Here is a 26,176-nt window from a genome sequence, read left to right as displayed (position 1 = left end):
GGTGTGCGTCTTCCGTGGTCTCGGCGCGTGCTGCGCCTGCGGGGTGGGCTAGTAGCCGGCGATCTGCGGCCAGTGGAGTTCGATCCCGACCGCGGTCAACCTGCCCTGGAGCCGGTCGACGAGGTGATCGTCGGTCGCGATCTGCCGTGGGCTCAGGCCGAGTTCGAGGCAGTACGCGACCAGCTCCCCGGCCGATTCACCGACGTTCCATTCGACCGGGTGCAGCCGGTAGGCGCCGTTGGTGATGTGGGTGGTGCCGATGTTCTTGGCGGCCGGAACCAGGTTCTGGGTGGCCACCGGGACCAGTGCGCCGAGCGGTATCTCGAACGGTGCGCATTCGACGTCGATGTAGTTGTCGCCGCCGGTGGAGGGATGCAGGTCGATCCGGTACATCCCGACGCCGACCGAGCCGTCGAACCGGGCTGGTCCGGCGTCGCCGCGGGCCTTGACCGAGATGTCCTGCTCGCGCACGGTGGTGAGGGCCCTGATCCGGCGGGACTCGCGGATGTACGGGGCCTGTGCGAACCCGTCGGCGGTGCCGACCAGGTCGCCGCGCAGCCGCAGTCCGGGCCAGCCGCGGCCGCCGTCGGGGCGGGGCGCCTCGGTCTGCAGCCAGTGCACGTAGGCACGGGACTGTGCCTTCGCCGCGTCCAGGTGAAGCCGCCGGTCGTCGGTGTCGATGATCGAGCCGCCCACGTAGTCCAGCTGCGGCCAGTTGGCCAGCACGATGTCGCTGTCGTAGAAGCCGTCGGCGAAGTTCTGGCGGGCGGCGATTCGCCGGAACTGCCACAGATCCCGGTCTCCGGCGTCGAACCGGGGGTCCCCGGTGGCGTCGGCGGCCGGGTTGACGTTCATCGTGCGGTCCTCCGGCACGAGGGTCCGGGGGTTCGGCGCGGTGAAGGACAGCATCGGCGCGCCCCAGAAGGGCAGCTCGAAGGAGCGCCAGTGGTCGTAGTCGTCCGGCCGGGCGATGGTGTGGTCGCCGGCGACGTGGTCGAAGACGAAGCACCACGCGATCGACTGCACGTTGCCCGGGTCGGCGGCCTCGGGGGCGCTCGGCTCACCGGTGTCGGACCGTGCCTCGGCGCCGACGACGTACTCGGTCCCGGTCAGCGGCAGCAGGTCGCCGGTCTCGGTCCCGTCCAGGACGTACTCGGCGGTGATCACGGTCTCGGCCCGGGTCCGCGGGTCCGCGACGGTGACGGTACGGACCACCGCGTCGCGCACCTCGGCCTCGACGGGCACCGCGGGCTGCAGGACGGTGAGCCGCCCCGCCGACCGGTACGGCGCGAGCAGGGCGGTGAGCACCGCGTGGGCCACCCTCGGTTCGTGACACAGCCTGCTCACCCGGCCACGGCCCGGATTGAGCGCCGGGTCGGCGCGCGCGGCGGCCGTCAGCGGATAGTGGTCACGGTAGTAGCGGCGGATGTCCTCGCGCACCGCGCGGTAGCGCGCGGTGACGCCGAACTGCTCCACCCAGATGTGCTCGTCGGGCGGCACGGCCTGCGAGGTGAGCTGTCCGCCGAGCCAGGCGTACTCCTCGGTCAGCACCACGCGGCGGCCCCGTTGCAGCAGCGCCAGGGCGGCGGCGACTGAGCCGAGGCCACCGCCGATGATCGCCACCTCGGTCGTGATCCGGCCGGTCATGACGGCGTGTCCGTTCGTGCGACGATCGTGTCCCCCGGCTCGACCTCGGCCACCAGCAACCGCTCACGGTCCAGACCGGCCCACTTCTGCGGGGCCGTGTTGATCAGGAGCTGGAGGAGATCGAGGGCCTCGGCCGCCAGCTGTGGTCTGGGCACGTGGAAGCCGGCCAGCGCCCGGCCCTCCACGCGGTGGCCGCGCACTTCACCGAGCGCGGCGAGCGAGACCTCGTCCGGTACGGCGACCCCGGCACCGGACAGCGCGTGCGCGACGTCCTCCGCCAGGAACGCGTCCTCCGCGATGATCAAGGTCGCGCCGGTCGCGCGCGCCAGTCGGGGCAGGTCGGCGATCCTCTCCTCACCGACCAGCAGGAAGGCCAGCCGGCCCGCCGCGGAGGCGCCCTCGACGGCATCGCGCCGGTCCCGCGCGGTCGGCGTGTCCCGGCCACGGTGGACATACAGCGCCTGCTGGTGCCCGCCGGCCGCCGCCTGATCGATCAGCACCGTGGTCGGAGTGGTGTAGTCGATGGCCACGTACGGCACCTTGGCGGCGGTCTCGTCCCGGCGGCCGATCGCGACGAACGGGAACTGCTCGGCGACCAGCCGCTCCAGCTCGGACGCGACCATCTGCTGACCGAGCAGGACGCAGCCGTCGGTCAGCCGCAACCGGGTCTTGCGGTGGAAGAGGCGGCGCGTGCCGTTCTCCACCGGAGAGGAGGTGAAGAACAGCAGGTCCCACCCGATCTGCTCGGCCGCCCGCTCGATCCCGTTCAGCAGCGGACCGTAGAAGTCCATGCTCTCGGGGGACAACGCGGCCTCGTACGTGAAGACGCCGATGATCTGGTTGTCCAAGCCGGCGAGCCGGCGGGCCGCGGGGTCCGCGACGTAGGAGAGCTGCTCGATGGCCTGCCTGACCCGCGCCCGGGTGGCCTCGGGGACCCGCACGTTCGAGCCGTCGCGGTCGTTCAACACCACCGACACCGTGGTCTGACTGACGCCCGCAAGCTCCGCGATCTCGCGTTGCGTGACACGGCGAGGTCTCGGCGACATCGCTCCTCCATCGTGAGTGACCATCCTGATAATGCCTACCTTCAGCTCTGGGTGATGACCGTATTTCACGAGGATCGCCAGGGCAAGTACCTGTTGACACCAAAGTAGCGGCCTGGAAACGTGTCGTTCACCGAGCTGCAGATAGGCATTATCAGGGTCGGCGTCACCGAACGCCGGACAGGAGCAGACGATGACCTCCGAAGCCTTCTCCCGACCCACGCTCAACCGCCGCACCTTCCTCGGCGCGGCTCTCGCCGCCGGTGTCGTCCTCGTCGCCGAGTCGACCCCGCTCGCCGCTCACGCCGCGGCCGGCGACGTCTCCCTGACCGGCGGCGGCATCAGCCTGCTGGCCAGTGCGGGCGGCAGGCTCGCCATCCGTGACGGCGCCGGCGTCACGCGGTCCGCCGGGTCGAAGTTCCAGGTCAAAGACAGCGTCACCGGAATCCATGTGTCCACCGGCGGCACCCCGACCCTGAGCGCGCTCCCGGACGGAACGTCGGCGATCCGCATGGACTACACCTTCGACGCCGCCGCCGGACCGACCGCCGTCACCGGCTGGTTCAGCGTCGGCACCTCCCACGCCGTGCTGGAGTGGCGCGTCACCGGAGCGGACACGCTGGTCCCGGACGGCTTCCTGTTCAGCAGGGCGATCCAGGCACCGGCCGCGCTCGACGACTACGTCCCGATCACCGAATGGGTCCGTGACGCGGGCGGCGGCATCCCCTACGAGGACACCCTCTGCGTCGCCCACACCTCCACCTGGTCGGCCTCCCTGCACGGCCTGTTCCTGCTCGACCGGTCCCGCCAGGCCTGGACGAACGCGACCTGGGTCCACGCGCCGGGCGTGGCCGACGCGGGCGGCGGCTGGACCAGCCGGGCCGACTTCTTCTTCTCTGAGACCCGGCCGTCCGCCACCGCCACCATCGGCCGGGGCCGTGAACTCGGCCTCGAACTCACCACGAACCGCGACTTCAACCTGTACGAGTCGGCCGGTGAACAGATGGAACTCACCGCTCTGGTGGCCAACGGCGGCAGCGTGGCCTCATCAGTCGACCTGAAGCTGTGGGTGCGCGACTTCGACGGGGCGCAGCTGGCCGCCACGACCGTCACCGGCAGCGTCGACGCGGCCGGCACCTGGCAGCACACCTTCACCCTGGCCGCGCCGACGGGCGGGATCGCCCTGGCCGAAGTGGTCGTCAGCTCCGGTGACGACCAGGCGTTCGCCCGCACCAACCTCGCGGTACTGCCGCCCTACGACTACCAGGCGGGCACGGCCGGCATGTTCGGCGTCGCCAACTACCCCTGGCTGCAACGGCCGAGCGCCACCGCCCTCCTGGACTTGTGGCAGAGGGCAGGCATCGGCCTGGTCCGGATCGCCTACGACGGCGGCCCCGGACTGCCGCCCGCCGACTTCGACGCCCGCGGCATGCGCCACAACATCGAACTCCAGCCGTCTCTGGAGGCGACCGACACCGAAGCCGCCACCTGGGCCGCGGACAAACTGGCGGTGGCGGTCGCCGCCGGGGCCGAGTACTTCGAGATCGGAAACGAGCTCAACAGACCGTTCAACACGGGCGACGCCGCGCAGGCCTACCTGGACAAGGCACTGCGGCCGGTCTTCGACCGGCGGGCAGCCACCGGCGGCACCGTCAAACTGATGAACAACGGATTGGCCGGCATGGACAAGCCATGGGTGGAGAACTTCATCGCGGCCGGCGGCTGGGACCTGATCGACGCCTTCGCCTACCATCCGGGACGCGGCAACTTCACCCCGGACTACATACCGCCGGGCGACGACTGGACCACCGACGGCGACGGAACCTACTGGAACTTCTACGGCGGCCTGCGGCAGTTGAAGGCGCTGATGGCCGAGCACGGCGAGAAGGAGATCTGGCTGACCGAGGCATACGCGCCGACCAAGCCCAACAGCTGGTGGCACGACACCTACCGGCACGCCGCGGAGAACGTGCTCCTCACCCTCGCCCTGGCCAAGGCCGAGGGGATCCGGGGCGTGTGCTGGTACCAGTTCCACGACAGCGTGCTCGGCATGCCCCAGATCGCCGACCCGGACAACGTCGAGTACCACTACGGCCTGATGAACCGCGACCTCAGCCCGAAGCCCTCACTCCTGGCCTATGCGACCGCGGCCCGCACGCTCGACCAGGCCACCTTCCGTGACTGGCTGACCTTTGCCGACCCACAGACCTTCGGCCTGTGGTTCGACACACCCGACGGCCCCGCGGTCATCCTGTGGAACCGCGCCGACGGCTACCTGCTGAACACAGCCGGCCCACGCACCGACTGGCACTTCCCAGCCCCCGAGATGTGGACCGACCCCTGGCCGACCAAGACCCCGCTCGCGGTCGCCGCCACGACCGCCGTACGGCAGGTGAACGCGATCGGACGGGTCACCCAGATCCCGGTCACCAACGGCAGCGCGACGCTGACGCTCGACGGCGCGCCCCGGATCTACTACGGCCTCCTCCCGCACAGCGACAACGCGGGCCACCACAGCCTGCCGGCGCCCGCCTGAGACACCAGGTCCGAGCCTGACATGAAACGACCAAGGAGCAGCAACACCGTGCCCGCCCCCACCGCCACCACTCCCTGGTGGCGCACTGCCGTCATCTACCAGGTCTACATCCGCAGCTTCGCCGACGGCGACGGCGACGGCGTCGGTGACATCGCCGGCATCCGCTCCCGCCTGCCGTACCTCGAGTCCCTCGGCGTGGACGCCCTCTGGATCAACCCGTGGTACAAGTCGCCGATGGCCGACCATGGTTACGACGTGGCCGACTACCGCGAGATCGACCCGCTGTTCGGCACGGTCGCCGAGGCGGAGCGACTCATCGAGGAGGCGCACGCGCATGGGATCCGCATCATCGCGGACATCGTCCCCAACCACTCCTCCGACCGACACGCCTGGTTCCAGGACGCGCTGGACGCAGGCCCCGGCAGCCCCGAACGCGCGCGCTACATCTTCCGCCCCGGCCTCGGCCCCGAGGGCGCCCTGCCGCCCAACGACTGGGAGTCCCGCTTCGGCGGCCCGGCCTGGACCCGGGTGCCCGACGGCGAGTGGTACCTGCACCTCTTCACCCCCCAGCAGCCGGACCTCAACTGGCAACACCCCGACGTCCACACCGAGTTCGAGTCCGTCTTGCGCTTCTGGTTCGACCGCGGAGTGGACGGCTTCCGCGTCGACGTGGCCCACGGTCTCGTCAAGGACCCCGAGCTGCCGGACCTGGCCGACCGCGAAGGCGGCGTGCACCCCTTCTGGGACCGCGACGAGGTCCACGACATCTACCGCGCCTGGCGCAAGGTGGCCGACGAGTACCCCGGCGACCGCTGCTTCGTCGCCGAGGCATGGACGGACACCCCGGAACGGCTCGCCGCCTACGTCCGTGAGGACGGCCTGCACACCGCCTTCAACTTCGACTTCCTCATGACCGAGTGGGACGCGAAGGACCTGCGCACCGTCCTCGATGACACCCTCACGACACTCGGCGCGGTCGGCGCCCCGGCCACCTGGGTCATGTCCAACCACGACGTCATGCGCCACGCCAGCCGCTACGGCCGCGTGGCCGCGAAGAAGTGGGTGGCCAACGAGTCCTACGTCCCCGCCGGCCCCGCCGACCTCGAACTGGGCACCCGGCGTGCCCGCGCAGCAGCCCTGCTCACTCTCGCCCTGCCCGGCGGCGCCTACATCTACCAGGGCGAGGAACTGGGCCTGCCCGAGGTGGAGGACCTGCCCGAACACGTCCTCCAGGACCCCGTCTGGGAACGCTCCGGCCACACCGAGCGCGGCCGCGACGGCTGCCGAGTTCCGATCCCCTGGTCCGGACGGACCTCACCGTACGGGTTCAGCCCACAGGCCACCACCGCGCCCTGGCTGCCACAACCCGCCGACTGGGCGCCGCGCACCGTGGAAGCCCAGAGCGGCGACCCGGACTCCGTACTGGAGCTCTACCGCGCCGCCCTCTGCCTGCGCCGCGACCATCCCGCCCTCGGAGACTCCACCTTGACCTGGCTGGACGACACTCCCGCCGGAGTTCTCGCCTTCCACCGCAAACCCGGCTTCATCTGCGTCGTCAACCTCTCGACCGAGCCGTACCACCTGCCGGAACACACCTCGATCCTGCTGGCCAGCGGCCCCGTCGAAGCCAGCCGACTGGCCCCGGACCAGGCGGTCTGGCTTACCGTGTAGCAGGCCACACCCGAGAACCCCAGGGCCTGTCCCGTCTCACGCCCCGCTATCCGGACAGGCCCTGGAGCGCCCTGATGCTGGGCATGCGCCTCGCCGCCGCCGGAGGCGCGCTACTGCTGGTCATGATGCGGTCAAGAGACCCTCCAGCCAAACGGCGTGGTTCACTTGTGCCTACCTTTCTTGTGTTTGGGTGCCCTCTTAGCTGGTTTCAATGTCCTTTTCGGGGGCGGTTCTTGGCGCTCGACGGCTGACTTCTTCTCCGTGGGCGTTCCCGGAGGCGCGCCGCCTGCCGGAGGCGCCGATGTGGATGCCGTCGGGACCGGGGCAGGTTCGCCCCCAGCAGAGGCGACCGCCAATCCGATCGCTCCCGCGATCACGACCGCAGTGGCCGAGGCTCCTGCGGCGATCCCGTAGAACTTCAAGGAACGGGTTCTCGACACGGGGGACGGCAGGTCGACGACAGGCAGCCGGGCCGTGGAGGTGACGGCCGCGTCCGGTGCGGGGCGGTCTGCACGCCAGGACTGTTCAGCGAACCAGGCGGCTACCTCGGCGGCCGTGGGACGCTGTTCGGGCCGCTTGCTCAGCAGCCGCATCAGATAGTCCTCGAACGGGCCTGGCAGTCCCGGACACCAGTTCCGGGGCGGCACGGGTGCGGCGTCCACGTGCTGGAACACGACGGCGGCGGCGTTATCACCTTGGAACGGCGGCCGCCCGGTCAGCAACTCGTACAGAACACAGCCGAGAGAGTACACATCGGAGGCGGCGCAGGCCGGCCGGCCCAGGCCCCGCTCGGGCGCCAGGTAGGTACTGGTGCCGATCACCTGACCGGTCATGGTGAGAGACGCCGAAGCCTCGCCGGTGAACCGCGCGATGCCGAAGTCGGCGATCTTCACGGTGCCGTCGGCGGCCAGCAGCAGGTTTCCCGGCTTGATGTCGCGGTGCACGACGCCCTGCCGATGCGCGGCGGAAAGCCCCGCCGCCGCCTGCGCGGCGATGTCGGCGACACGCGACGGCGTCATGGCACCACGCAGGGGCCCTGCGTGGGCGAGGCTGTGTCCCTGGACGTGCTCCATCACCAGGAAGAGCCGGCCCTCATGGGTGCCGAAGTCGTACACCGCCACAACGTGCGGATCACTGAGGCGGGCCGCGGTCTGCGCCTCCAACAGGAACCGCTCGCGTGCCTGTGAGTCCGGCGCGGCCGTCAGCAGCAGCTTGACCGCGACCGTCCGATCCAGGTTCTGGTCGGTGGCGCGCCAGACCTCGCCCATCCCTCCCTGGCCGATCGGCTCGTCCAGTCGATATCGACCCGCTACCAGCACTCGTCCTCGATCCCTTGTCCCCGATGGCCACGCCCGTTGAAATGCGCAACTATCAAAGAACAGCGCTCAATCCAAGCGGAACATCACATCAAGCCCCCGTCCCTGCGTGGAGTCGATCCCAGCCCGCAGCATGAGGAGCCGTTGATGGAGGTGCAGGCGCCTGTGTGGAACGGTCGAAGTCCGCCGCGATCACCGTATACGCGAGGCGCGTCCTCTCCCAGGAGTCGCACCGCGTGTGCGCTGAGCGGGATGTCCGGCGTCCCCGGTCCCTACCGGGGACGGCGCTCAATCCCGAGTTCGCCCTGATGCGCTGGCGCTTTCCCACTGTTCGCACCGCTGTGGTGCCGATGGTGGTGCCGAGAGCGTAAGCCAGTCCACGCACCGTCGCGAAAAGAGCGGTGCGTGCGAGCCGGTGGCGCGTGCCGCGCTCTGGCCTTCGACCCTCGACGCTGGCTCGGTGGTCGGCGCGATGGATCGACGGCGCGGGCGGGGCAAAGGTCGACCTGCCTTCCTCGACGGCGTAATCCACTTCTCCCTGGCCCGGGAGGTGGCGGCTGCCCGGTGTGCGCTGTGCGGACGGTCGGCGCCGAACAGTGGACGGATCCTAAAGCAGTGTGCACTCACCAGATAGATGTCCTATGGCGCCTCATTCAAAATTCAAAGGACGAACTCGCTATCCCAGAGTGGCGCGACACGCGCGCTCATCGCGAACCAGGAGGGCCACATGATCATGCGAGCGGCGCGAATGCCGAAGAGAAGGTTCGCCGCGGTCACCGTCGCGGCATTGGCGATGTTGCTGTCGACGATCGCCGTCGCGCCGAGCGCGTCCGCCGACCCCTACATCGGCCCCGGGGGAGAGCCGAAGGTCGACGGCATCGAGGGTCCTTGGAGGTGGATGGACCGGCCGCGCGGCGAGGAGTCGAGGGACTACCTGCCCTCATGCGCCAAGTTCTACGTCTGCCTGTACGTGCTCTCGAACCAGACGAGCACGAGAAACTACTGGTACGTCTTCCGGCTGTACGACGAGAAGTCCTACGGCGTCCACAACTTCAACTACGACAGCAAGTACCAGTGGATCATCAACAACCAGACGGGCGGCGTGGACGCGCTGACGTTCGACGGGGGTGCGGTCGGGAGCATTATCGCGTGTTACCCGGCTCCCGCCTCGGCGCCCGACCTCTCGCGGAATTTCAAATCCGCCAACTGGTACCCCGTCTGGTCCGTGGATACGAGCTACAAGTATTGCTAGCTCCCTGACCAGATGCAGGAATTGCGCGATGGTGCGGTGGTCCGCCGAGCGGGCCACCGCGCCCTGCGTTCCGCCACCAGGTCGACAGAGCCGTGGTCTACGTGGGCATGACCACGATCGCCGCGGCACTGATCGGCCTGCTGGCGTTCGGTGGCATGCTCGCACTGCCCTCCACGAGAACCACGGCACTGGCCCGTGGCTGCGGCTGCGGAGGACGGCATTTGTAGCCGGCGGGCTGTCCTCTGACCGGACACCGGAGGGCCGCCGGCGAGCTGTGCGGCCCACCCGCGGGCTTCTTGTCGCTGCGGCTCACACCGTTCCCCTCAGCCCTGCTGCACCGCGTACTGCGCGATGCCATTGCCGAACGACCAGTTCTCCGGCAGTACCTCCACAAGATTGATGAACACGTCTTCGGGGCGCACGCCGGGGTTCGCCTGCAAGAGGTCGACGATGCGCAGGTAGAGCGCCTTCTTCTGGGCGAGGCCGCGCGTGTTGTTGGCGGTGATCCGGATGATGACCACCTCGTCGCTCCGTTCGACACCGTAGTAGGTGGGGCTGACGCTGAAGGTGCTGCTGTCGTGCTCGGTGATCGTCATGAAGCGGTCGTCTTCCGGCACGTCGAAGGTCTCACGCATGGCGTGGTAGACGCCTTCGAAGAGTGCTTGGTGGTACTCGGCGGACTTGCCGCGCCGCAACGACACCTGGACCAAGGGCATGGTCTGACTCCGTTCCTCGGGATGGTTCGCAGCGTAGCCAGCACTTGATCATTCAAAAAAGTCATCTTAGGATATTTCAGTCATTAAATATTCCAATGATCGGCGTGACGATGAAGATGCTCGCCCTGGACGCTGTGCAGGCCTTCGTGCTGACCGCCGAGATGAAGAGCTTCACGCGCGCGGCGGAGGCGATGGACTCCACGCAGTCCGCCGTGAGCTTGAAGATCAAGCGGCTGGAGGACGCCTTGGGCCGCCGCCTGCTGGACCGTACGCCCCGCCTGGTCCGCCTGTCGCAAGACGGCGCCGCCTTCCTCGGCCCCGCACGTGAACTGCTGGCCGCCCACGCGGGCGCGCTGGGCTCGTTCGGCGTCCAGCGGCAACGCCTGTCGATCGGCATGAGCCACCACGTCGTCGGCGCCGAACTGCCCCACCTCCTGCGCCAGATGGGGCGAGCAGAGCCAGACCTGACGCTGGAGGTGAGAATCGCCAGCTCATGGGAGCTCCTTGACCTGTTCGACAGCGGTGCGCTGGACGCGGCCATCGTGCTGCGCCACGAGGGCCGTCGCACCGACGGTGAAGTCCTGATGGAGGAGCCCTTTGGCTGGATGGCCTCTTCCGACTTCGAACACCGCTCCGGCGAGCCTCTGCGCCTCGCCCTGCAGGCCGAGTCATGCCATGTGCACGAGATGGCGGTGACCGCGCTGAACGAAGCGGGCATCGCCTGGCAAGAGGTGTTCGTGGGCGGCGGCATCGCGGCCATCGGTGCGGCCGCGGCAGCAGGCTTGGCCGTGGCGGCGCTGAGCCCGCGCGTGGCCCCACCCGGCACCATGGACATGGGCGAATCACTCGGCCTCCCGCCGTTGCCCGCCCGCAGCGTCGTCCTGCAATCACGCCCGTCCGAGCCGGCCGCTCGCAGGGCGCTGCGCGCCTTCGCCTCCGCCCTGCGCGCCCAGCGGCACTCTTTTTGATCTACAATGTAAAGGTATCGGCTGGGTGAGCAGCTTCGCCTCCGAAGGAAACTGTCATCCTCGGCGCCCCAGATTGCTAACCGAATCAGCTTCCGCGATTTCCTCGTGGTGGCTGCGATGGCCGGCGCCGGGCTGGGCGGCCCCGCGCTTCTGCCATTGCGTCCACCGGGGGAGTGCCTTCCGGGCCACGCTTACCTGACACCGCTGGTGCCCTCTAGGGATCGATGAAAGGACTGGCACGCAACGGCCCGACTAGGTTGAGCGCATGACAAGCCTGGATCATCCCCAACTCTCCGGGTTGGGGCGGAACCCGTCCTCTCCTCATGATGTCCTGGTACGTCTGGCTGCACACAGGGCTGGCCGACACGGGATATCGCAGCGCCGTGGGCGGCTGGAGGACGCCGTTGTCGATGCTCTGCTGAAGCACGACGACGGCGACACCGCGGTTGGCCTTCACGGGGACCGGATCTCCCCGGAGATGCGCCGAAGGATTGCCGAGCATCCCGATCCGGCGATCCGCAACGCGTTCACAGACTTTGTCCGCCACATGGTTGACCGCAAGGTGCCGATTGGCATCGACGACCTTGAGGAAGCCTATGGCCAGCCTCGGACGATGCTTGCCAGTGCGCCGAGTCCGAGCCTGCGTGCCGCAGTCGCACGAGCCTGGTACGACCGGCCTCTCGTTGTGCAAGTGGAACTGCTCGCTGACCCAGATCCACAGGTCCGTGCAGCGGCCACCGAGCGCAAAATTCCGGGTGTCCCGCCTGAGTGGAGGGAGCGTTGCCTAGCCGACCCTGCAGTGCGCATTAACGTGGCGCGCTACGTCCCACTTACATCAGAGCAGTTTGCGCAGCTCATGCGGCAGGAGGAGGCGGAGCTCCATCAAGCTGTCGCCTGTAATCCCCATCTATCGGCAGAGATGGTCGCCCAGCTCCTGGGCGTCGATGACCCGCTCGTGCGGGTCGCGGCTGCGCAGAGTCGGCATGTGGACGCCGAAACCCGGGACCGACTGTATGCGCTTGTAGAAGCCGAACGCGCGGACGGAAGCATCGAGGCGAAAGTAGCTCTTAGCTGGAACTTCGTCGAACCGGACTGGCTGCGCGAAGCGCCTCTCGATGAGCGGATGACCTACCTGGACTGCCAGCACACAACATTTCGGCGCGTTCTGGCCTCCTGTCACGACCTACCTGAAGAGGCATGGCGTCGGCTGGACAACGACCCGGAACTCGCAGTCCGCCGTGCTGCCGCCCGTCGGCCGGGCACGCCACCAGAGGTCCTGGAAAGACTGGTCCGCGCCCACGGCGACGTATTGCACATCCGACCGCTACTCGTCGACCACCCCAACTTCCCTCGTGAGGTGCTGCGCACGTTCGTCGACGAGCCAAGCCCGGACGTGCGCTACCTCGCCTTGCAAGACCCGGAACTACCCCTGCCATGCCTTCAGCAGCTCGCCGGCGCTTCCGAGCCCTTCCTGCGCCGGGGGGTCGCCCGTCACCACAACATCACTGACGTGTTGCTGGAGCATTTGCTCGGCGACCCAGACCCTGAGGTAGCCGACGACGCCGCTGCCAACTCTGCGCTACGGCCGACCCAGATGTATCGGATCCTTACCGCTGCCGGCTTGTGACCTCCGAGAAGTTCGGGCTGAACTGCGGAAACGTCGATCGGGCAACCGGGCAGAATTGGATCGTCCCGTACGGTCAGCGCCTCACGTAGTGATCTGCCGATCGATCATGATCACAGGAAAGACCGATGGCCGGCACACGGGTATGGGCCGGTCATGGCAGCCGATATGGAAATCCCACTAGGGCCTGGGGCCGCCGCGCACCAGCTCATCTACTGCCAGCTCAACACCACGCTGAACGCCGCCGGATACACCCTTGGGCCGAGCCCGGCGGTCAGGGCCGCGTCTCCCGCTACGGGGGGAGCCGGTGGCCGCGGCGCACGCGCTGAACCGTGGCCGCGGGTCGGCGGCATGGTCCGGTCGGTTGCCGAGTCAGGGCGTGAGTAGGGCGGTGGGCTGGCCCATCAGGGTGACGACGGCCTCGCCGATCGCCGCGGCGAGCTGCGGGGCGTGCTCGGCGGGAAGTGCGCCCGCGTTGATCCGCAGGTGGCGTTGGTGGCCGGGGGACAGGAAGAAGGGCTGCCCGGCTGCCAGTAGGAACCCTCGCTGCGCCGTGGCTTCGACCACCCGGTCGGCGTCACAACCGTCTGGGAGCGTGACCCAGACGTGCAAACCGTCAGTGTCGTACTCGGGGACGAACAGGCCGATCTGCTGGGAGGCGCTGGCCTGCCGGAGGGCCTCGCGGACGGCGGCCCGGCGGTGCGCGTACTCGGTGCGCGCCTCCGTGAGAAGTTCGTCGAGGCGGGGGTCGGTGAGCGTCGCCGCGAGTACGCGCTGGGACGTCCGGGACGTCCATCCGTCGGCGAAGGACTTGGCCAGCGTGAGCGGATGGCGGATCGGCTGCTTGGCGAGGGCCACCGCCAGCCGCATGTCAGGGGCGATGGACTTGGAGAATGAGCGAAGGTACACGACGCGGTCCCGTAGCCGGGGATCGGTGTACAGCGACCCTGGTCGCAGGGTCGCGGCCTCGGCGAACTGGTCGTCCTCGATGATCCAGACGTCGGGATGTGGCGCGAGGGCGTCTGCCAGCGCGCGTCGGCGTTGCGCCGTCCAGCAGCAGCCGGTCGGGCTCTGGGCGCGGGGGGTGAACAGCACGGCCGAGACACCCGCGTCGACGGCACCGAGCAGCCCCTCGACGGTGACCCCCGCCTCGTCCAGCGGCATGGGGACGAGCCCCAGTCCTTGGAATTCGAGGGTGTCCATGGCGGTCTGGTAACCGGGCTCCTCGACGCCCACAAGGACGGTCTCGCCGGGGGAGCGACGTTGGAGCAGCATGGCGAGCAGGGCCAGGAACTGCTGCGTGGAACTGGCGATGAGCAGGTCGTCGGCATCGGTCTCGATGCCGTCGTGGGCGAGCCGTTTGGCGAGCGCAGCGGCCAGTTCCGGCTCGGTGCTCAGCGTCGCCGGATACTCCAGGTCCCGAGCCCGCAACCGGGCGGCGACGTCCCGGTAGGCGCGCTTGACGACGGTCAGCGGAAGCAGTCGCGGGTCCGGCCCGCCGCGCGTGAGGTCGCGCGCGTCCGGATGGCTGCGCTGCAGTCGCGCCTCGGTCTGGGCGAGAACCTGGCGCCGCCATGCCCTGCCACCGCGGGCGGGCATCTGGGGTTCGCCTCCGCGGGGGGGCGGTGCCGTCCGCGGGAGGTCGGCGGCCTCGCTGACGAAGGTGCCGCGGCCGGCCTCCCCGTGCACCAGGCCGAGCTCTCCGAGCCGGGCGTAGACGCTCATGACGGTCGTGACGCTGAGGCCCAGGTCGGTGGCGAGTTGCCGGACGGACGGCAAGCGCTCGCCGGGGCCCAGTTCGCCCGTCCGGATCGCCTCGGACATCTCGTGTGCCACTCGTTCGTAGAGCGGACGCCCGTTGCCCGAGGAGTCGCGCAAGGTCATTATCCGGCGTTGCACCTCAAGCATCACGCATACATTTTACCAGTACGTCTTGCGGCGTTGGAGTGCCCCCAGAGAGCAGGTGGGCCCCTGCCTCCGCTCGGAGGCCCCTCGTGGTATGGCGTTCTGGGGCCTGCGTGCTTCTTTGGGAAGGTCTGTCGGGCACAGAGATGCGGCCGGACCGAGCACCACAGCCTCCGTCAACTGTACCCCTAACGTATTGACTGTGTTACGCGAGCGTGACACTGTGACGTCCGTCCTCAGCGCCGTACCGTCTGGTCCGGCATGGCCTGACGCGCTCGCCGTTCCGGCAGTGCGTGCCGGTACGGCGACCGTCCGCAGTACAGGAAGGCGCCGCGCGTGATCTCCCATCTGACCGCCACCGGTGACATCGTTCTCACCAGGTCCCTGGCCGAGGTGCCCGCTGATCCCGGCTTCACCGCACTTCAGGAGGTGCTCGGAGCATCGTCCTGCGTGCTGTCGAGCGTGGAACTGCCCTTCTCCGACCGGGGTCACCCTTCCGACCGGATCCTCAACTTCCGGGCGCGTCCCGAACTCGTCCACGAGCTGGCCGCCTTCAACCTGAGGGTGGCGACACTCGCCAACAACCACAGTTCTGACTACGGCTGGGACGCCCTGGACGACACCGTGCGGAGACTGCGCTCGGTGGGAGTGACGACGATCGGTGCGGGAGAGGATCTCGCGGCCGCCGAGGAGGCCGTCGTCCTGGATATCGCCGGCCGCCGCGTAGGGATCCTCGCCTGGTCCTGCCTGCTGCCGCTGGGAGCCGCGGCCGGCCCGTCCAAGCCGGGCATCTCTCCCGTGCACGTGGAGACCGAATGGGTCGTGAACGGCGAGTTCCAGCTGGAGGAACCGGGCGTGCCCCCGGTCATCCGCACTCGGGTACGCGCGGCCGACCACGAGCGGGTCATCGGCCGCGTCCGGGAACTGCGGGAGCGCGTCGACGTCGTGGTGGTCACCGTGCACTGGGGCTTCGGGTTCGGCAGCGCGCGCGCCGAGTACCAGCGGGTGTTCGGACACGCGCTCGTGGACGCGGGGGCCGACCTCGTCCTCGGCCATCATGTGCACGCCCCGCAAGGGGTGGAGGTGTACCGGGATCGGGTCATCGTGTACAGCCCGGGCAACTTCGTCGCCCAGCAGCCGAGGGAGAACATCACCCCGGAGATCGAGGAGATCTACGACGCGTTCAGCCGGGACGCCTTCATCACGGTCGTCGACCTGGCCGGCGGAGACGTCCCGCAGGTGTCACTGGTGCCGATCATGACGGCCGAGCACGGGCTCCCCGTCCTGGCGGATCCGGAGAACGCCCGCCGGTTCGCGGACCGGCTGGCCGTCGAATCGGCGGATCTCGACACCGTCGTCGCGTTCGACGGCGCTCGCGTGATCGTCACCGGCTGAATCCCGTCGGCCGTGCCCGCCGGTGCAACGCCCCGCGGGCACGGCCTCCCCATCCGCCGCGGCCAGGTGTTCCGGAGTAAGCGTACTGATTGTTATGCATACATCCTCTAGACACCAAGATGACAGCCGTGTACGTTCGCAGAACCGCCGGGCGCAGGACCCGGTGGACGAAGGACCGTGTCGGTGAACGGGCCGACAGAACGGAGCCTGTTATGCGTCTCGGAACAGGGCCGCTGAACCGCCGTCGTTTCCTCGTCGCCGCGAGCCTGGCATCGGCTCTCGCGCTCACCGGATGCGGGACCGGAGACCAGCGGGGAGGCGGAGACGAGAAGTCGGTGGCGCTCGTCACCCCGCAGAAGGCCGGGGACGGAGGGCCGACCGACAACCTGATCGCCGGTCTGAACACGCTGAAGGCGGCCGGCTACACCACCCGCCACGTGGCCGCGCCCGACCCCTCCTCGCACGAGTCGACGCTGCGCAGCCTGGCCCAGTCGGGGACGCCGGTGATCGTCGTGTCGTTCTCGGACTTCACGCAGGTACTCAAGACCGTGGCGCCCGACTTCCCCAAGACCAGGTTCGTGCACATCTACTCCGACCCGTACAAGCCCGAGCTGCCGAACGTCCAGACGGTCTCGTTCGACACGCAGGGCCCCTCGTACCTGGCCGGCGTGCTGGCCGCCACCGTGTCGAAGACGGGCGTCGTGGGGTTCATCGGCGGAACCGCGATCCCCTCGCTGAACGCCGACTACCACGCCTTCGAGGCGGGGGCGAAGGCCACCCGCGCCGGCATCGCCGTCAAGAGCGCGTTCGTCGGGTCGTTCGGCGACCCGGTGAAGGGCCAGCAGATCGCCCAGACCATGTTCAACAACAAGGTCGACGTGGTCCTCGCCTACGCGGGCGGCTCCTCGGTCGGCGTCGTGAAGGCCGCCGACCAGGCCAAGACCTTCGTCATCTACGACAACGCGGAGAGCGCCCAGACCGCTACCAGCGTGATCGCGGTCGCGTCGCAGCACTACGGCGCGACCATGGCCAAGCGGGTGCTCACCATCGCCGACGGGACCTGGAAGCCCGGTGGCAGCGAAGCGGGCCTCGCCGACGACGGCACCTTCCTGGAACGCGCCAAGATGTTCCGGCCCGGCGCCGGGGCCCCGGACCTGGACTCGGCGTTCCAGAAGGTCGGCGAGACCAAGCAGAAGATCGTCGACGGTTCCGTCGACGTGCCCGTCAACACCGGCAACGTGTGAGCGGGCCATGCGAGCCCGACCACACGAGAGAACCGGACCCGCCGCGGCGGGCGGTCCGCAACGCGCCGGAGCACCCGTCACCTGCCAGGGCGTCTCGGTACTTTTCGGTGACTTCTGTGCCCTCGACGGAGTCAGCGGGACCTTCGCACCGGGCAAGGTGCACGCCATCGTCGGCCAGAACGGCGCCGGCAAGACCACCTTCGCGCGGGTGCTGGCCGGGCTGGTCGAACCCTCCGGCGGCACCGTCCGGGTGGGAGAGCACCTGCTCGCCGGAGGGAACGTCGCCGAGTCACGCAGACAGGGCGTGGAGCTGGTTCACCAGCACTTCGCGCTGCCCTCGGACTTCACCGTCGCCCAGGCACTGGAACTGTTCAACGACGAGCGCCGCCCCCTCGGCGGCTTCTCCAAGGCCGCGTTGCACCGCAGGGCGCGGACGCTCCTGGAGGACGGGGGAGCCGCCGTCGCCCCGGACGCCCTGATCGGCAGGCTGCCGATCGAGACGATGCAGGCGGTGGAGATCGCCCGCGCCCTCGCCTCCGGCCCCCGCGTCCTGGTCCTGGACGAACCCACGGCGGTTCTGCCGCCACCCGCGATGCGCGGGCTGTTCGACCGGCTGCGCGACCTGGCCGCCGCGGGCCTGTGCGTGATCGTGGTGCTGCACAAGCTGGACGAGGTGTTCGCGGTCGCCGACACCGTCACCGCGCTGCGGGCCGGCAGGCTCGTCCTGGAGCCGACGCCCATCGGCGACCTGGAGCCGTCGGACGTCTCGCGGGCCATCATCGGCGACGCCTCGGCCAGGGAGGTGCCGACCGTCGCGAAACCCGCCCCGGACGCGCCGGCGGTGCTGAGCACGACCCGGCTGACCGCGCGGTCCGGGGCGCACGACGCGGCCGCGACCGACGTGTCGCTGGAGATCCGCGCAGGAGAGATCGTGGGGATCGCCGGCGTCGAGGGCAACGGGCAGCGCAGCCTCGTCGAGGCGCTCGTCGGGATGGCGCCGCTGCGCGGCGGGACGGTGTCCCTGGCCGGCTCCGACATCTCGGGGGCCTCGGTACGGCGGCGCCGCGACCGCGGCCTGCGCATCATCCCTTTCGAACGCAACGTGGAAGGGGTCAGCCTCAGCAGCGCCCTGTGGGAGAACCACGCCGCCCCGCGGCGCGTCGGGGACGGGTTGATGCTCGATCCACGGGCCCTGCGGGAACGGTGCCGGGAGGCGCTGGACCGCTGGCGGGTCGCCTACCGGACCGAGACCCAGCCGGCCGGGAACCTGTCCGGCGGCAACGTCCAGAAGACCGTCCTGGCGCGCGAGATCACCGGTGACGTGCGGGTTCTCATCGCCGCGCACCCGACACGCGGGCTGGACATCGCCGCGGCCGGTGACGTGCGGGCGGCGCTGGTGGACGCCGCGGCGTCCGGCGCCGCCGTCCTCATCGTCAGCGCGGACCTGGAGGAGATGTTCGAGGTGTGCCATCGCGTACTGGTGATGTTCGCCGGGCGCGTGGTGGCCGAGTTCGACCGGCCGTTCGATCTGGATCGAGTGGGCGGCGCCATGGTGAGGGGTGAGGCCGCGTGAGGTTTCGGCCAAGGCCGGCCGCGGCCCGGCCCGTCGCGGTCATCGGTGTGTCCCTGCTGCTGGTCCTCGGCATCTTCGCCCTGTCCGGCTATGACGTGGAGGCGATCATCGCGGGAACGGTCGACGGCAGCGTCGGCTCGCCGGCCGCATGGACGCAGACGATCCGCTGGGCCATTCCTCTGCTCATCATCGCGCTCGGAGTCGGGCTCGCCTTCCAGGCCGGCTACTTCAACATCGGCGCCCAGGGACAGATGTACGTCGGGGCGATCGGCTCGCTCGCCCTCGGCCTGGTGTGGCGGGACGGTCCCGTGCTCGTGGTGCTCCCGTGCGCCTTCGCGGTCGGGATCGCGCTCGGGGCGCTGTGGTCGCTGGTGCCCGGGCTGCTGCGGACGCGGCTCGGCGCCGATGAGGTCGTCACCAGCCTGATGATGAACTTCATCGCCGTGCTGGTCCTGGAGTGGGTCTGCACCGGCCCGCTGAAGAGCCGCGACGGCACGGGCCAGGCGGCCACGACCGATCAGCTGCCGGGGGCCTTCCGGCTCAGCGACGGCAGCGGAGTCTCGCCCGCCCTGCTGATCCTGTGCGGCCTCCTCATGGCGGGCGCCGTGGTCCTGACCGGCCGCACGCGGCTGGGCCTGGAGATCCGCCTCGTGGGACGCAACCCGGTGATGGCGCAGTGGATGGGAATCCGTGCCTCCCGGGTCGGCCTGGTGGTCTTCGCGCTGAGCGGTGCGGCGGCCGGGCTCGCGGGCGCCGTCGAGGCCTACGGCCCGTCGGGCAGCCTGCGGGTCGGGTTCTCGCCGATGGTCGGCTTCATGGCCGTCATCGTGGCGCTGGTCGGGACGTTCGGTCCGCTCCGCACGCTGCTGGCCGCGGTGTTCTTCGGTGCGCTGCGCGCCGCCACGATCTACCTGCCGGTCGTGAGCGACCTGCCGCAGGCGGGTCTCGACATGCTCAACGGGATGGTCGCCCTGTGGATCACGGTCTCCACGGTGCCCGCCCTGCTGAGACGCCGGCGAACGCGGGCCGCGGCCCAGGCCGGTGATCCGCCGGGTGGGCCCGCCCACCGCGATCCGGAGGTGGTGAACTCCCGTGGTTGACTTCCTGGTGACCTGCCTGCAGGCCGCCACGCCCATCTGGCTGGCGGCGCTCGCCGGACTGTTCGCCCAGCGCAGCGGCATCCTGCACCTCGGGTTGGAGGGGCTGATGCTCAGCGGCGCGTTCGTCGCGACCGCCACTGCCATCCGCACCGGGTCGGTTCTCGCGGCCGTGGGCGCCGCCATCGCCGTGAACCTGCTGCTGTCGCTGCTGTTCTGGGTGCTGGTCACGCATTTCAAGGCGAACGTGCTCATCGTCGGGCTCGGCCTGTCGATGACCGCCGCCGGTGCGACGGGCTACGCCCTGGTGGCCTTCTTCGACACCGAGGCTGCCATCGAGTCGCCCGTCGGACTGCCGCGGCCGCTCGGCGCGGTCGGCGGGCCGCTCGGCGGCCTGTCGGTGCTGACCTTCGCGGCGTTCGGGCTGACCTGGCTGTCGTGGTGGACGATCCGGCGGACCCGGGCCGGGCTGAAGCTCAGCGCCTGCGGCAGCGACCCGTTCGCGGCGCGCAGCGCCGGCGTCCCGGTGGACCTCTACCGGATGGCGGCGCTGCAGGTCGCCGGGTTGCTGTGCGCGCTGGCCGGTACAGAGCTGTCGCTGGCCCAGGTGCGGTCCTTCTCCGACAACATCGCGCAGGGCCGCGGTTACCTCGCCTTCGCGGCGGTCCTGCTCGGAGGGGTGGCCCCGGTCGGGGTGTCGGTGGCGGCAGTGTTCTTCGGATCCGCGCTGGCCTTCGGCATCCAGTCGCAGCTGGACTTCAACGGGGTCCTGCCGCCGCAGTTCGTGCTCATGCTGCCCTACGCGGCGACCATCGCCGCCATCTCGGCCACGGTCGTGATCAAGCGGCGCCGGGGAGAGCAGCCGGAAGTGATCATGGAGCGAACGCTGTGAGCCGGGTCGTCCTCGTCGGGGCGCTCGACACCAAGGGCGTCGAGTACGCCTACGTCCGGGACCTGCTGGCGGACGCCGGCCTGAGGCCGTTGCTGGTCGACGCGGGTGTTCGCGGGGAGCCGCGGATCCGGCCCGACGTGACCCGTTCGGAGGTGGCGCGGGCCGCGGGCCGTGACCACCGCGAGATCGCCGCGCTCGCCACCCGGGCGGAGGCCCTGGCCGCCATGGCCGAGGGGGTGGCCGCCCTGCTGGGGTCCCTACGAGAGGCCGGCGAGGTGGACGCCGCCTTCGGCATGGGCGGTTCGGGAGCGCTGAGCGTGCTGGCACCGGGCTTCCGGTCCCTGCCGCTGGGCGTGCCCAAGATGATCGTCACCACGATGGCCTCCGGTGACACCCGTCCCCACGTGGGAGCCAGCGATCTGCTGCTGGTCCCTTCCATCGTGGACATCGCCGGGCTCAACACGGTGAGCCGCTTCGTCCTCGAACGGTCGGTGGCGATGCTGGCGGCCCAGTTGGGACGGCCGGTGCCGTCGGCGACGGGCGGCGACGGGAAGCCGATGGTGGCCGCCAGCATGTTCGGGGTGACGACCGCCGGCGTGTCGCGCGCCTGCCGGGTGCTGGAGTCACGAGACCTGGACGTCCTGGTCTTCCACGCCAACGGGCTCGGCGGCAGGACGCTGGAGTCGCTGGCCGAGGACGGATGGCTGTCAGGGGTGCTCGATCTGACGACGACGGAGCTGGCCGACGACCTCGCCGGCGGCGTGGCGAGTGCGGGGCCCGGCCGCCTGGTCGCCGCCGGCCGGCGGGGGACCCCGCAGGTCGTGTCGACCGGAGCGCTGGACGTCGTCAACTTCGGGGCGCCCGAGACCGTGCCGGAACCGTACCGGGGGCGGCGGCTCTACTCGCACAACGCGACGGCGACGCTGATGCGCACCGATCCGCGGGAGGCCGCCGTCCTCGGCGCGCCTCGGCGCGAAGCTGTCGGCTGCGCGCGGACCGGTCGCGCTGCTGCTGCCCACCGGCGGGACGTCCGCCCTGTCGGAGCCGGGAGGCCCGTTCTACTGGCCTGAGGCGGACGCCGCCCTCGAACAAGCGCTGCTGGAGTCGTTGGCGCCCCACGTCACCGTGGAGCGTTCCCCGGTGGCACTGAACACCCCGGCGTTCGGCGAGCAGGCGGCGCGACTGCTGCTGGCCCGGCTCGCCGGGAAGCCGGCGGCGGGGAGCCGCGAACCGTGATGGACATCTCGCCCGGACGACGCGGTGCGGGCGGCCCGTGGAGAAGATCGAAGGAAAGGACGGGGATGTGCGCGAAGACTGCGACGTCCTGATCGTCGGCGCCGGCCCCTCGGGCGCGGTCGCCGCCCAGGAGTTCGCCCGCGCCGGAATGCGGGTCACGTGCCTGGAACAGGGGGACTGGCCCGACTACGAGAAGGCGCGCGCGGGCTATGCCGACTTCGAACTCGTGTCCCGCAAGCACTGGAACTGGGATCCGAACCAGCGCCGCGCCGGCGGCGACTATCCCATCGACGACGCCGAGTCGGACGTCACCGCCCTCATGTACAACGGTGTCGGCGGCAGCACCGTCCTCTACGCGGCGCACTGGGAACGCTTCCTGCCCTCGGACTTCCGCACCCGCACCATGGACGGTGTCGGCGACGACTGGCCGATCGGGTACTGGGATCTGGAGCCCTACTACGACGAGGTCGAGCGGCAGTTCGCCGTCAGCGGCCTCGAGGGTGATCCGGCGCTTCCCCCGAGCACGCCGCCGCCGCTGCCGCCCGTGCCGCTCAACAAGCTCGGCCGGCGGGGCGCGGAGGCGCTGAACAAGCTCGGCTGGCACTGGTGGCCCGGCAGCAACGCCATCGCCACCGCCGAGTACGGCCCCCTGCACGCGTGCGCGCAGCGGACCGCCTGTCCCTTCGGCTGCCCCACCGGAGCCAAGGCGTCCGCGGACCGCACCCACTGGCAGTCCCTCGCCAAGGACCAGGTGCGCCTGACGGTGCGGGCGACGGTCGAGCAGGTACTCCTGGACGACCGGGGCCGCGCCGCCGGCGTCACCTACCTTGACGCCGACGGAGTCCGCCATGAGGTTCGCGCCGGCGTGGTGGTGCTGTGCGCCAACGCGATCGGCACGCCCCGCATCATGCTCGCGTCGGCCGACGGGTCCGGGGTCGCCAACTCCAGCGGCCTGGTCGGCAGGCGCCTCATGATGCACCCGTTCGGCAACGCGATCGGAATCTTCGACGAGGACCTGGAGTCCTGGCGCGGGCCGCTCGGCCAGTACCTGCACTCCCTGGAGTTCTACGAGACCGACCGGTCCCGCGGCTTCGTGCGCGGCGCGAAGTGGAACCTGATCCCCTCCGGCGCGCCGCTGTCGTTCATGCTCCCGGGCACCTGGGGGGACGAACCGGTGTGGGGCCCGAACTTCACCCGGCTGCTGCGCGAACGGCTCGGCCACTCGGCGATCTGGGGCGTCATCTGCGAGGACCTGCCCGACCCGGCGAACCGGGTGCTGCTGGACGACGGCGCCGCCGCGGGCGGCGTCCCCGGCGTGCGGATCCAGTACCGCACGTCCGACAACACGCGGGCCATGATGGCCTGGCACTTGGAGCGCCTCTCCGAGGTGCTCGACGCCATGGGGGCCACGAAGAAGATCCTCAACTCGGGTCTGCGCGGCACCGGATGGCACCTGATGGGGACGACCGTGATGGGCGATGACCCGGGCTCGTCCGTGGTCGACGCGCACGGCCAGTGCCACGACGTGCCCAACCTGTACGTCTTCGACGGCTCGGTGTTCCCGACGTCGTCCGGCGTCAACCCCACCGCGACCATCGCGGCCAACGCGCTGCGCTGCGCCCGGTCCCTGGTCGCTCGCCGCCGCGATGTGGAGGTGACCTCATGACCACCGCGGAGACCGGGGAGACGCGGGACACGCCCGTGCCGCCGGAGGCCCGCCGGCGGCTCGGGCAGGTCGCGGACGCGCTGATCGAGGCCGGCGCCGGGCTCCCGTCCGGGTCGCAGGCCGGTGTGCACACCGATCTGCTCGACCAGGTGGTCAAGGCGCGTCCCGACCTCGTCCCGCCGCTGCTGCGGGCGCTGGACGAGCTGGGGCCCGCCCTCGACCTCGCGGCGGTCGAGCGACTGGCCGAACGGCGACCGGAACTGCACGAGGTGCTCACGCTGGTCGTCGCCGGCGGCTACCTGATGTCGCCGCGTGTCGCCGCGCTGCTGAAGTACCCCTTCCAGGAAGCCAAGATCGTCGATCCGCGGGAGATCACGGTCGTCGTCGGGGAGGGCCTGCTCGACCTGGTCGCCGAACGCCCGCCCCTCTACCGGCTGCCCCCGGACTCCCCGCCGGAGCACCGCCCGTGACCGGGCGGGGAGGCAGCCCGTCTCACATCCACTTGGAGGTAACGGCAATGAGCCGCCAGCACTACGTCCCCCTGTTCCACGAGCGGGTCCGGTCGGGCCGCGCCCTGATCGGCGCGGGTGCCGGCACCGGCCTGTCCGCCAAGTGCGCGGAGGAGGCCGGCGTCGACTTCATCGTCATCTACAACGCGGGCAGGTTCCGTATGGCCGGGCGCGGCTCGATGGCCGGGATGATGCCCTACGGCAACGCCAACGACATCGTCGTGGAGATGTCCGCAGAGGTCCTCCCGGTGGTGCGCAGGACACCGGTGCTCGCCGGCGTCTGCGCCACGGACCCGTTCAAGAACATCCCGTTGTTCCTGGGGCAGCTCAAGGAACTCGGATTCGCCGGGGTGCAGAACTTCCCGTCGGTCTGCCTCCTGGACGGCAGTGTGCGGGCGGACCTGGAGGCCACGGGCTACGGCTTCGACAAGGAGGTCGAGATGGTCCGCACCGCCCGCGAGATGGACCTGATCACGGCCGCCTACGTGCGCACCGAACAGGAGGCCTATGACATGGCCGCCGCGGGCGCCGACATCGTCGTGGCGCACGTCGGGCTGACGACCGCCGGGATGATCGGCGCAAGGGCCCCCATGTCGCTCGCCGACGCGGCGGCGCGCACGCGGGAGATCCGCGACCAGGCCGAGTCCGCGCGCGAGGACGTGCTGGTCGTGTGCCACGGAGGACCGATCGCCACGCCCGACGACGCCCAGGAAGTGCTGCGGATGGTCCCGGGCGCGGCCGGTTTCCTGGGCGCGTCCAGCATGGAGCGGCTGCCCGCGGAGACCGCCCTCGTCGACACCATGCGGCGCTTCACCGAGGTCTCCGTCGAACCCGCCGCCGATGGCCCGCACGAGAAGGAGGTCATGGCGTGAAGCTCTTCCGTACCGCGGACCTGCTGAAGGACCCCACGCCGGTCCCCGAACCGGAACGCTTCACCGGCGCCGCGTTCAGCTCCCCGGTCCAGGGGTGTCCTACCAGCAAGGCGACCACCGCGCTGATCCGACTGGACCCGGGCGTGCGCGGCCACTGGCACAGCCACGCCGACGGCCAGGTGATCCACATCGTGGCGGGTTCCGGCTTCGTCGGGCGCCGCGGCCGTGAACCGTTGGAGGTGACCGGGGGCGACATCGTGTGGATCGAGCCGGGAGAGGAGCACTGGCACGGGGCCTCCGCTGCCGGGCTGGCCCAGCTGGCCTTCTCCTTCGGCGCCATCACCTGGCTGGAGCCGAGCACATGACCACCGGTGACGCACCCTCCTACGAGGAGCTCGCCGAGGCGGTGCTCGACTGCGCCTCCCGGCCGCTCCCCGGAGAGGTGGCGAAGGCCGCGAGCCGGACGCTCTTCAACGTCCTGGCAGTGGCCCTGGGAGCGTCCGGCTCCCCCCAGGTCGGCAGGCTTGCGGCCGCGCTGGCCGCACCGACCGGGGTCCCCGCGGCTCCCGGGGTGCGCGGGAAGGCGAGCCCGGTCGGCGCGGCGCTGCTCACGGGCTTCGCCGCACACCTGGACGATTTCGACGACACCCACCTGGAGACGGTCATCCACCCCGGGGCGAGCGTCCTCGGTGCGGCGTGGGCGGCCGGATGGCCCGCCGGCGCACCCGGACGGGACCTGCTGGCGGCCTTCGCCCTCGGCTGCGAGGTGCAGCTGCGGCTCGGCCTGGCGGTCAGTCCGGAGCACTACGACCGGGGCTGGCACATCACCGGCACCTGCGGGGTCGCCGGGGCCGCGGTCACCGCGGGACTGATCGGCGAGCCCGGCCGCGACCGAATGGCGGCCGCGCTCCGGCTGGCGTCCCTGCAGACGCTCGGGCACCGGGAGGCGTTCGGTACCGAGGTCAAGCCCTTCCACGCCGGGAAGGCCGCCGCGGCCGGGGTGCTGGCCGCGGC

General features: G+C 70.3%; 20 protein-coding genes and 1 pseudogene. 16 read left to right on the top strand and 5 right to left on the bottom strand.

Features of this window, described 5'->3' with window-relative positions; genetic code table 11:
• Window positions 1-48 precede the first annotated feature (48 nt).
• Window positions 49-1,647, bottom strand: coding sequence for an FAD-dependent oxidoreductase (locus ABWI04_RS22290; protein ID WP_353833645.1), 1,599 nt, complete (start codon window positions 1,645-1,647; stop codon window positions 49-51).
• Window positions 1,644-2,912: a LacI family DNA-binding transcriptional regulator gene (locus tag ABWI04_RS22285; RefSeq protein WP_353833644.1), complete on the bottom strand. Its 1,269-nt coding sequence runs from the start codon at window positions 2,910-2,912 to the stop codon at window positions 1,644-1,646. The genes ABWI04_RS22290 and ABWI04_RS22285 overlap by 4 nt, the downstream gene beginning before the upstream one ends.
• On the opposite strand from ABWI04_RS22285, the gene ABWI04_RS22280 reads away from it, so the two are divergent.
• Window positions 2,884-5,226, top strand: coding sequence for a hypothetical protein (locus ABWI04_RS22280; RefSeq protein WP_353833643.1), 2,343 nt, complete (start codon window positions 2,884-2,886; stop codon window positions 5,224-5,226). The genes ABWI04_RS22285 and ABWI04_RS22280 overlap by 29 nt on opposite strands.
• A gap of 21 nt (window positions 5,227-5,247) precedes the next feature.
• Window positions 5,248-6,897 (top strand): glycoside hydrolase family 13 protein, encoded by a 1,650-nt coding sequence (locus ABWI04_RS22275; protein WP_353833642.1) that lies wholly within the window; start codon window positions 5,248-5,250, stop codon window positions 6,895-6,897.
• Between the two features lie 161 nt (window positions 6,898-7,058).
• On the opposite strand, the gene ABWI04_RS22270 is transcribed toward ABWI04_RS22275, so the two are convergent.
• Window positions 7,059-8,216 (bottom strand): serine/threonine-protein kinase, encoded by a 1,158-nt coding sequence (locus ABWI04_RS22270; protein WP_345174073.1) that lies wholly within the window; start codon window positions 8,214-8,216, stop codon window positions 7,059-7,061.
• A gap of 724 nt (window positions 8,217-8,940) precedes the next feature.
• Between ABWI04_RS22270 and ABWI04_RS22265 the strand changes: the two genes are divergently transcribed.
• Window positions 8,941-9,465 carry a hypothetical protein gene (locus ABWI04_RS22265; protein ID WP_353833641.1) on the top strand — a complete coding sequence of 175 codons (525 nt, stop codon included), beginning with the start codon at window positions 8,941-8,943 and terminating at the stop codon, window positions 9,463-9,465.
• A 323-nt stretch (window positions 9,466-9,788) separates the two neighbouring features.
• Here ABWI04_RS22265 and ABWI04_RS22260 read toward each other — a convergent pair whose 3' ends face one another.
• Entirely contained in the window at window positions 9,789-10,181 is a 393-nt protein-coding gene (locus ABWI04_RS22260; protein WP_353833640.1) for a tautomerase family protein, read from the bottom strand.
• 95 nt (window positions 10,182-10,276) lie between these two features.
• On the opposite strand from ABWI04_RS22260, the gene ABWI04_RS22255 reads away from it, so the two are divergent.
• Complete coding sequence (locus tag ABWI04_RS22255; protein WP_345174068.1) at window positions 10,277-11,149, top strand: LysR family transcriptional regulator; 873 nt, start codon at window positions 10,277-10,279, stop codon at window positions 11,147-11,149.
• Window positions 11,150-11,414: 265 nt separating this feature from the next.
• On the top strand, window positions 11,415-12,776 hold the full coding sequence (locus ABWI04_RS22250) for a hypothetical protein (RefSeq protein ID WP_353833639.1): 1,362 nt from the start codon (window positions 11,415-11,417) through the stop codon (window positions 12,774-12,776).
• A 369-nt stretch (window positions 12,777-13,145) separates the two neighbouring features.
• Here the strand turns inward: ABWI04_RS22250 and ABWI04_RS22245 are convergent, their stop codons facing one another.
• On the bottom strand, window positions 13,146-14,657 hold the full coding sequence (locus ABWI04_RS22245; protein ID WP_353833658.1) for an aminotransferase-like domain-containing protein: 1,512 nt from the start codon (window positions 14,655-14,657) through the stop codon (window positions 13,146-13,148).
• 357 nt (window positions 14,658-15,014) lie between these two features.
• Here ABWI04_RS22245 and ABWI04_RS22240 point away from each other — a divergent pair, with 357 nt between their 5' ends.
• From ABWI04_RS22240 to ABWI04_RS22190, 11 genes and pseudogenes are all read left to right on the top strand, one after another.
• The gene (locus tag ABWI04_RS22240; protein ID WP_353833638.1) at window positions 15,015-16,073 is read left to right on the top strand and encodes a CapA family protein; all 1,059 of its coding nucleotides are present in this window, start codon (window positions 15,015-15,017) and stop codon (window positions 16,071-16,073) included.
• 212 nt (window positions 16,074-16,285) lie between these two features.
• Window positions 16,286-17,317 (top strand): BMP family ABC transporter substrate-binding protein, encoded by a 1,032-nt coding sequence (locus ABWI04_RS22235; protein ID WP_353833637.1) that lies wholly within the window; start codon window positions 16,286-16,288, stop codon window positions 17,315-17,317.
• Between the two features lie 7 nt (window positions 17,318-17,324).
• Entirely contained in the window at window positions 17,325-18,890 is a 1,566-nt protein-coding gene (locus ABWI04_RS22230; RefSeq protein WP_353833636.1) for an ATP-binding cassette domain-containing protein, read from the top strand.
• Window positions 18,887-19,990: an ABC transporter permease gene (locus ABWI04_RS22225; RefSeq protein WP_345174060.1), complete on the top strand. Its 1,104-nt coding sequence runs from the start codon at window positions 18,887-18,889 to the stop codon at window positions 19,988-19,990. Before ABWI04_RS22230 ends, ABWI04_RS22225 begins: the two co-directional genes overlap by 4 nt.
• Complete coding sequence (locus ABWI04_RS22220; RefSeq protein ID WP_353833635.1) at window positions 19,983-20,879, top strand: ABC transporter permease; 897 nt, start codon at window positions 19,983-19,985, stop codon at window positions 20,877-20,879. Before ABWI04_RS22225 ends, ABWI04_RS22220 begins: the two co-directional genes overlap by 8 nt.
• Window positions 20,876-22,010: pseudogene (locus tag ABWI04_RS22215) on the top strand (Tm-1-like ATP-binding domain-containing protein); the annotation flags it as partial. The gene ABWI04_RS22220 and the pseudogene ABWI04_RS22215, both read left to right, overlap by 4 nt.
• 172 nt (window positions 22,011-22,182) lie before the next feature.
• Window positions 22,183-23,781, top strand: a complete 1,599-nt coding sequence (locus tag ABWI04_RS22210; RefSeq protein WP_353833634.1) for a GMC family oxidoreductase — start codon at window positions 22,183-22,185, stop codon at window positions 23,779-23,781.
• The gene (locus ABWI04_RS22205) at window positions 23,778-24,251 is read left to right on the top strand and encodes a hypothetical protein (RefSeq protein ID WP_353833633.1); all 474 of its coding nucleotides are present in this window, start codon (window positions 23,778-23,780) and stop codon (window positions 24,249-24,251) included. Before ABWI04_RS22210 ends, ABWI04_RS22205 begins: the two co-directional genes overlap by 4 nt.
• A gap of 47 nt (window positions 24,252-24,298) precedes the next feature.
• Window positions 24,299-25,162: a phosphoenolpyruvate hydrolase family protein gene (locus ABWI04_RS22200; protein WP_345174052.1), complete on the top strand. Its 864-nt coding sequence runs from the start codon at window positions 24,299-24,301 to the stop codon at window positions 25,160-25,162.
• Entirely contained in the window at window positions 25,159-25,527 is a 369-nt protein-coding gene (locus ABWI04_RS22195) for a cupin domain-containing protein (protein ID WP_345174050.1), read from the top strand. The genes ABWI04_RS22200 and ABWI04_RS22195 overlap by 4 nt, the downstream gene beginning before the upstream one ends.
• Window positions 25,524-26,176 (top strand): MmgE/PrpD family protein (locus ABWI04_RS22190; protein WP_353833632.1); only part of this gene is annotated, 653 nt, incomplete at its 3' end. The genes ABWI04_RS22195 and ABWI04_RS22190, both read left to right, overlap by 4 nt.

The organism is Actinomadura sp. NPDC000929, assembly GCF_040492065.1.
Taxonomy (GTDB): Bacteria; Actinomycetota; Actinomycetes; order Streptosporangiales; family Streptosporangiaceae; genus Spirillospora; species Spirillospora verrucosospora.
Note: the sequence above shows the minus strand (reverse complement) of the source record. Positions and strands in the feature narration are given on the sequence as shown.

Excerpts from the sequence above, each read along its gene's own strand:
- ABWI04_RS22235 (WP_353833637.1), top strand. The coding sequence starts at position 16,286 with ATGCGTCTCGGAACAGGGCCGCTGAACCGCCGTCGTTTCCTCGTCGCC.
- ABWI04_RS22230 (WP_353833636.1), top strand. The coding sequence starts at position 17,325 with ATGCGAGCCCGACCACACGAGAGAACCGGACCCGCCGCGGCGGGCGGT.
- ABWI04_RS22205 (WP_353833633.1), top strand. The coding sequence starts at position 23,778 with ATGACCACCGCGGAGACCGGGGAGACGCGGGACACGCCCGTGCCGCCG.
- ABWI04_RS22265 (WP_353833641.1), top strand. The coding sequence starts at position 8,941 with ATGATCATGCGAGCGGCGCGAATGCCGAAGAGAAGGTTCGCCGCGGTC.
- ABWI04_RS22245 (WP_353833658.1), bottom strand. The coding sequence starts at position 14,657 with ATGACCTTGCGCGACTCCTCGGGCAACGGGCGTCCGCTCTACGAACGA.
- ABWI04_RS22280 (WP_353833643.1), top strand. The coding sequence starts at position 2,884 with ATGACCTCCGAAGCCTTCTCCCGACCCACGCTCAACCGCCGCACCTTC.
- ABWI04_RS22200 (WP_345174052.1), top strand. The coding sequence starts at position 24,299 with ATGAGCCGCCAGCACTACGTCCCCCTGTTCCACGAGCGGGTCCGGTCG.
- ABWI04_RS22250 (WP_353833639.1), top strand. The coding sequence starts at position 11,415 with ATGACAAGCCTGGATCATCCCCAACTCTCCGGGTTGGGGCGGAACCCG.
- ABWI04_RS22275 (WP_353833642.1), top strand. The coding sequence starts at position 5,248 with ATGAAACGACCAAGGAGCAGCAACACCGTGCCCGCCCCCACCGCCACC.
- ABWI04_RS22260 (WP_353833640.1), bottom strand. The coding sequence starts at position 10,181 with ATGCCCTTGGTCCAGGTGTCGTTGCGGCGCGGCAAGTCCGCCGAGTAC.
- ABWI04_RS22255 (WP_345174068.1), top strand. The coding sequence starts at position 10,277 with ATGATCGGCGTGACGATGAAGATGCTCGCCCTGGACGCTGTGCAGGCC.
- ABWI04_RS22290 (WP_353833645.1), bottom strand. The coding sequence starts at position 1,647 with ATGACCGGCCGGATCACGACCGAGGTGGCGATCATCGGCGGTGGCCTC.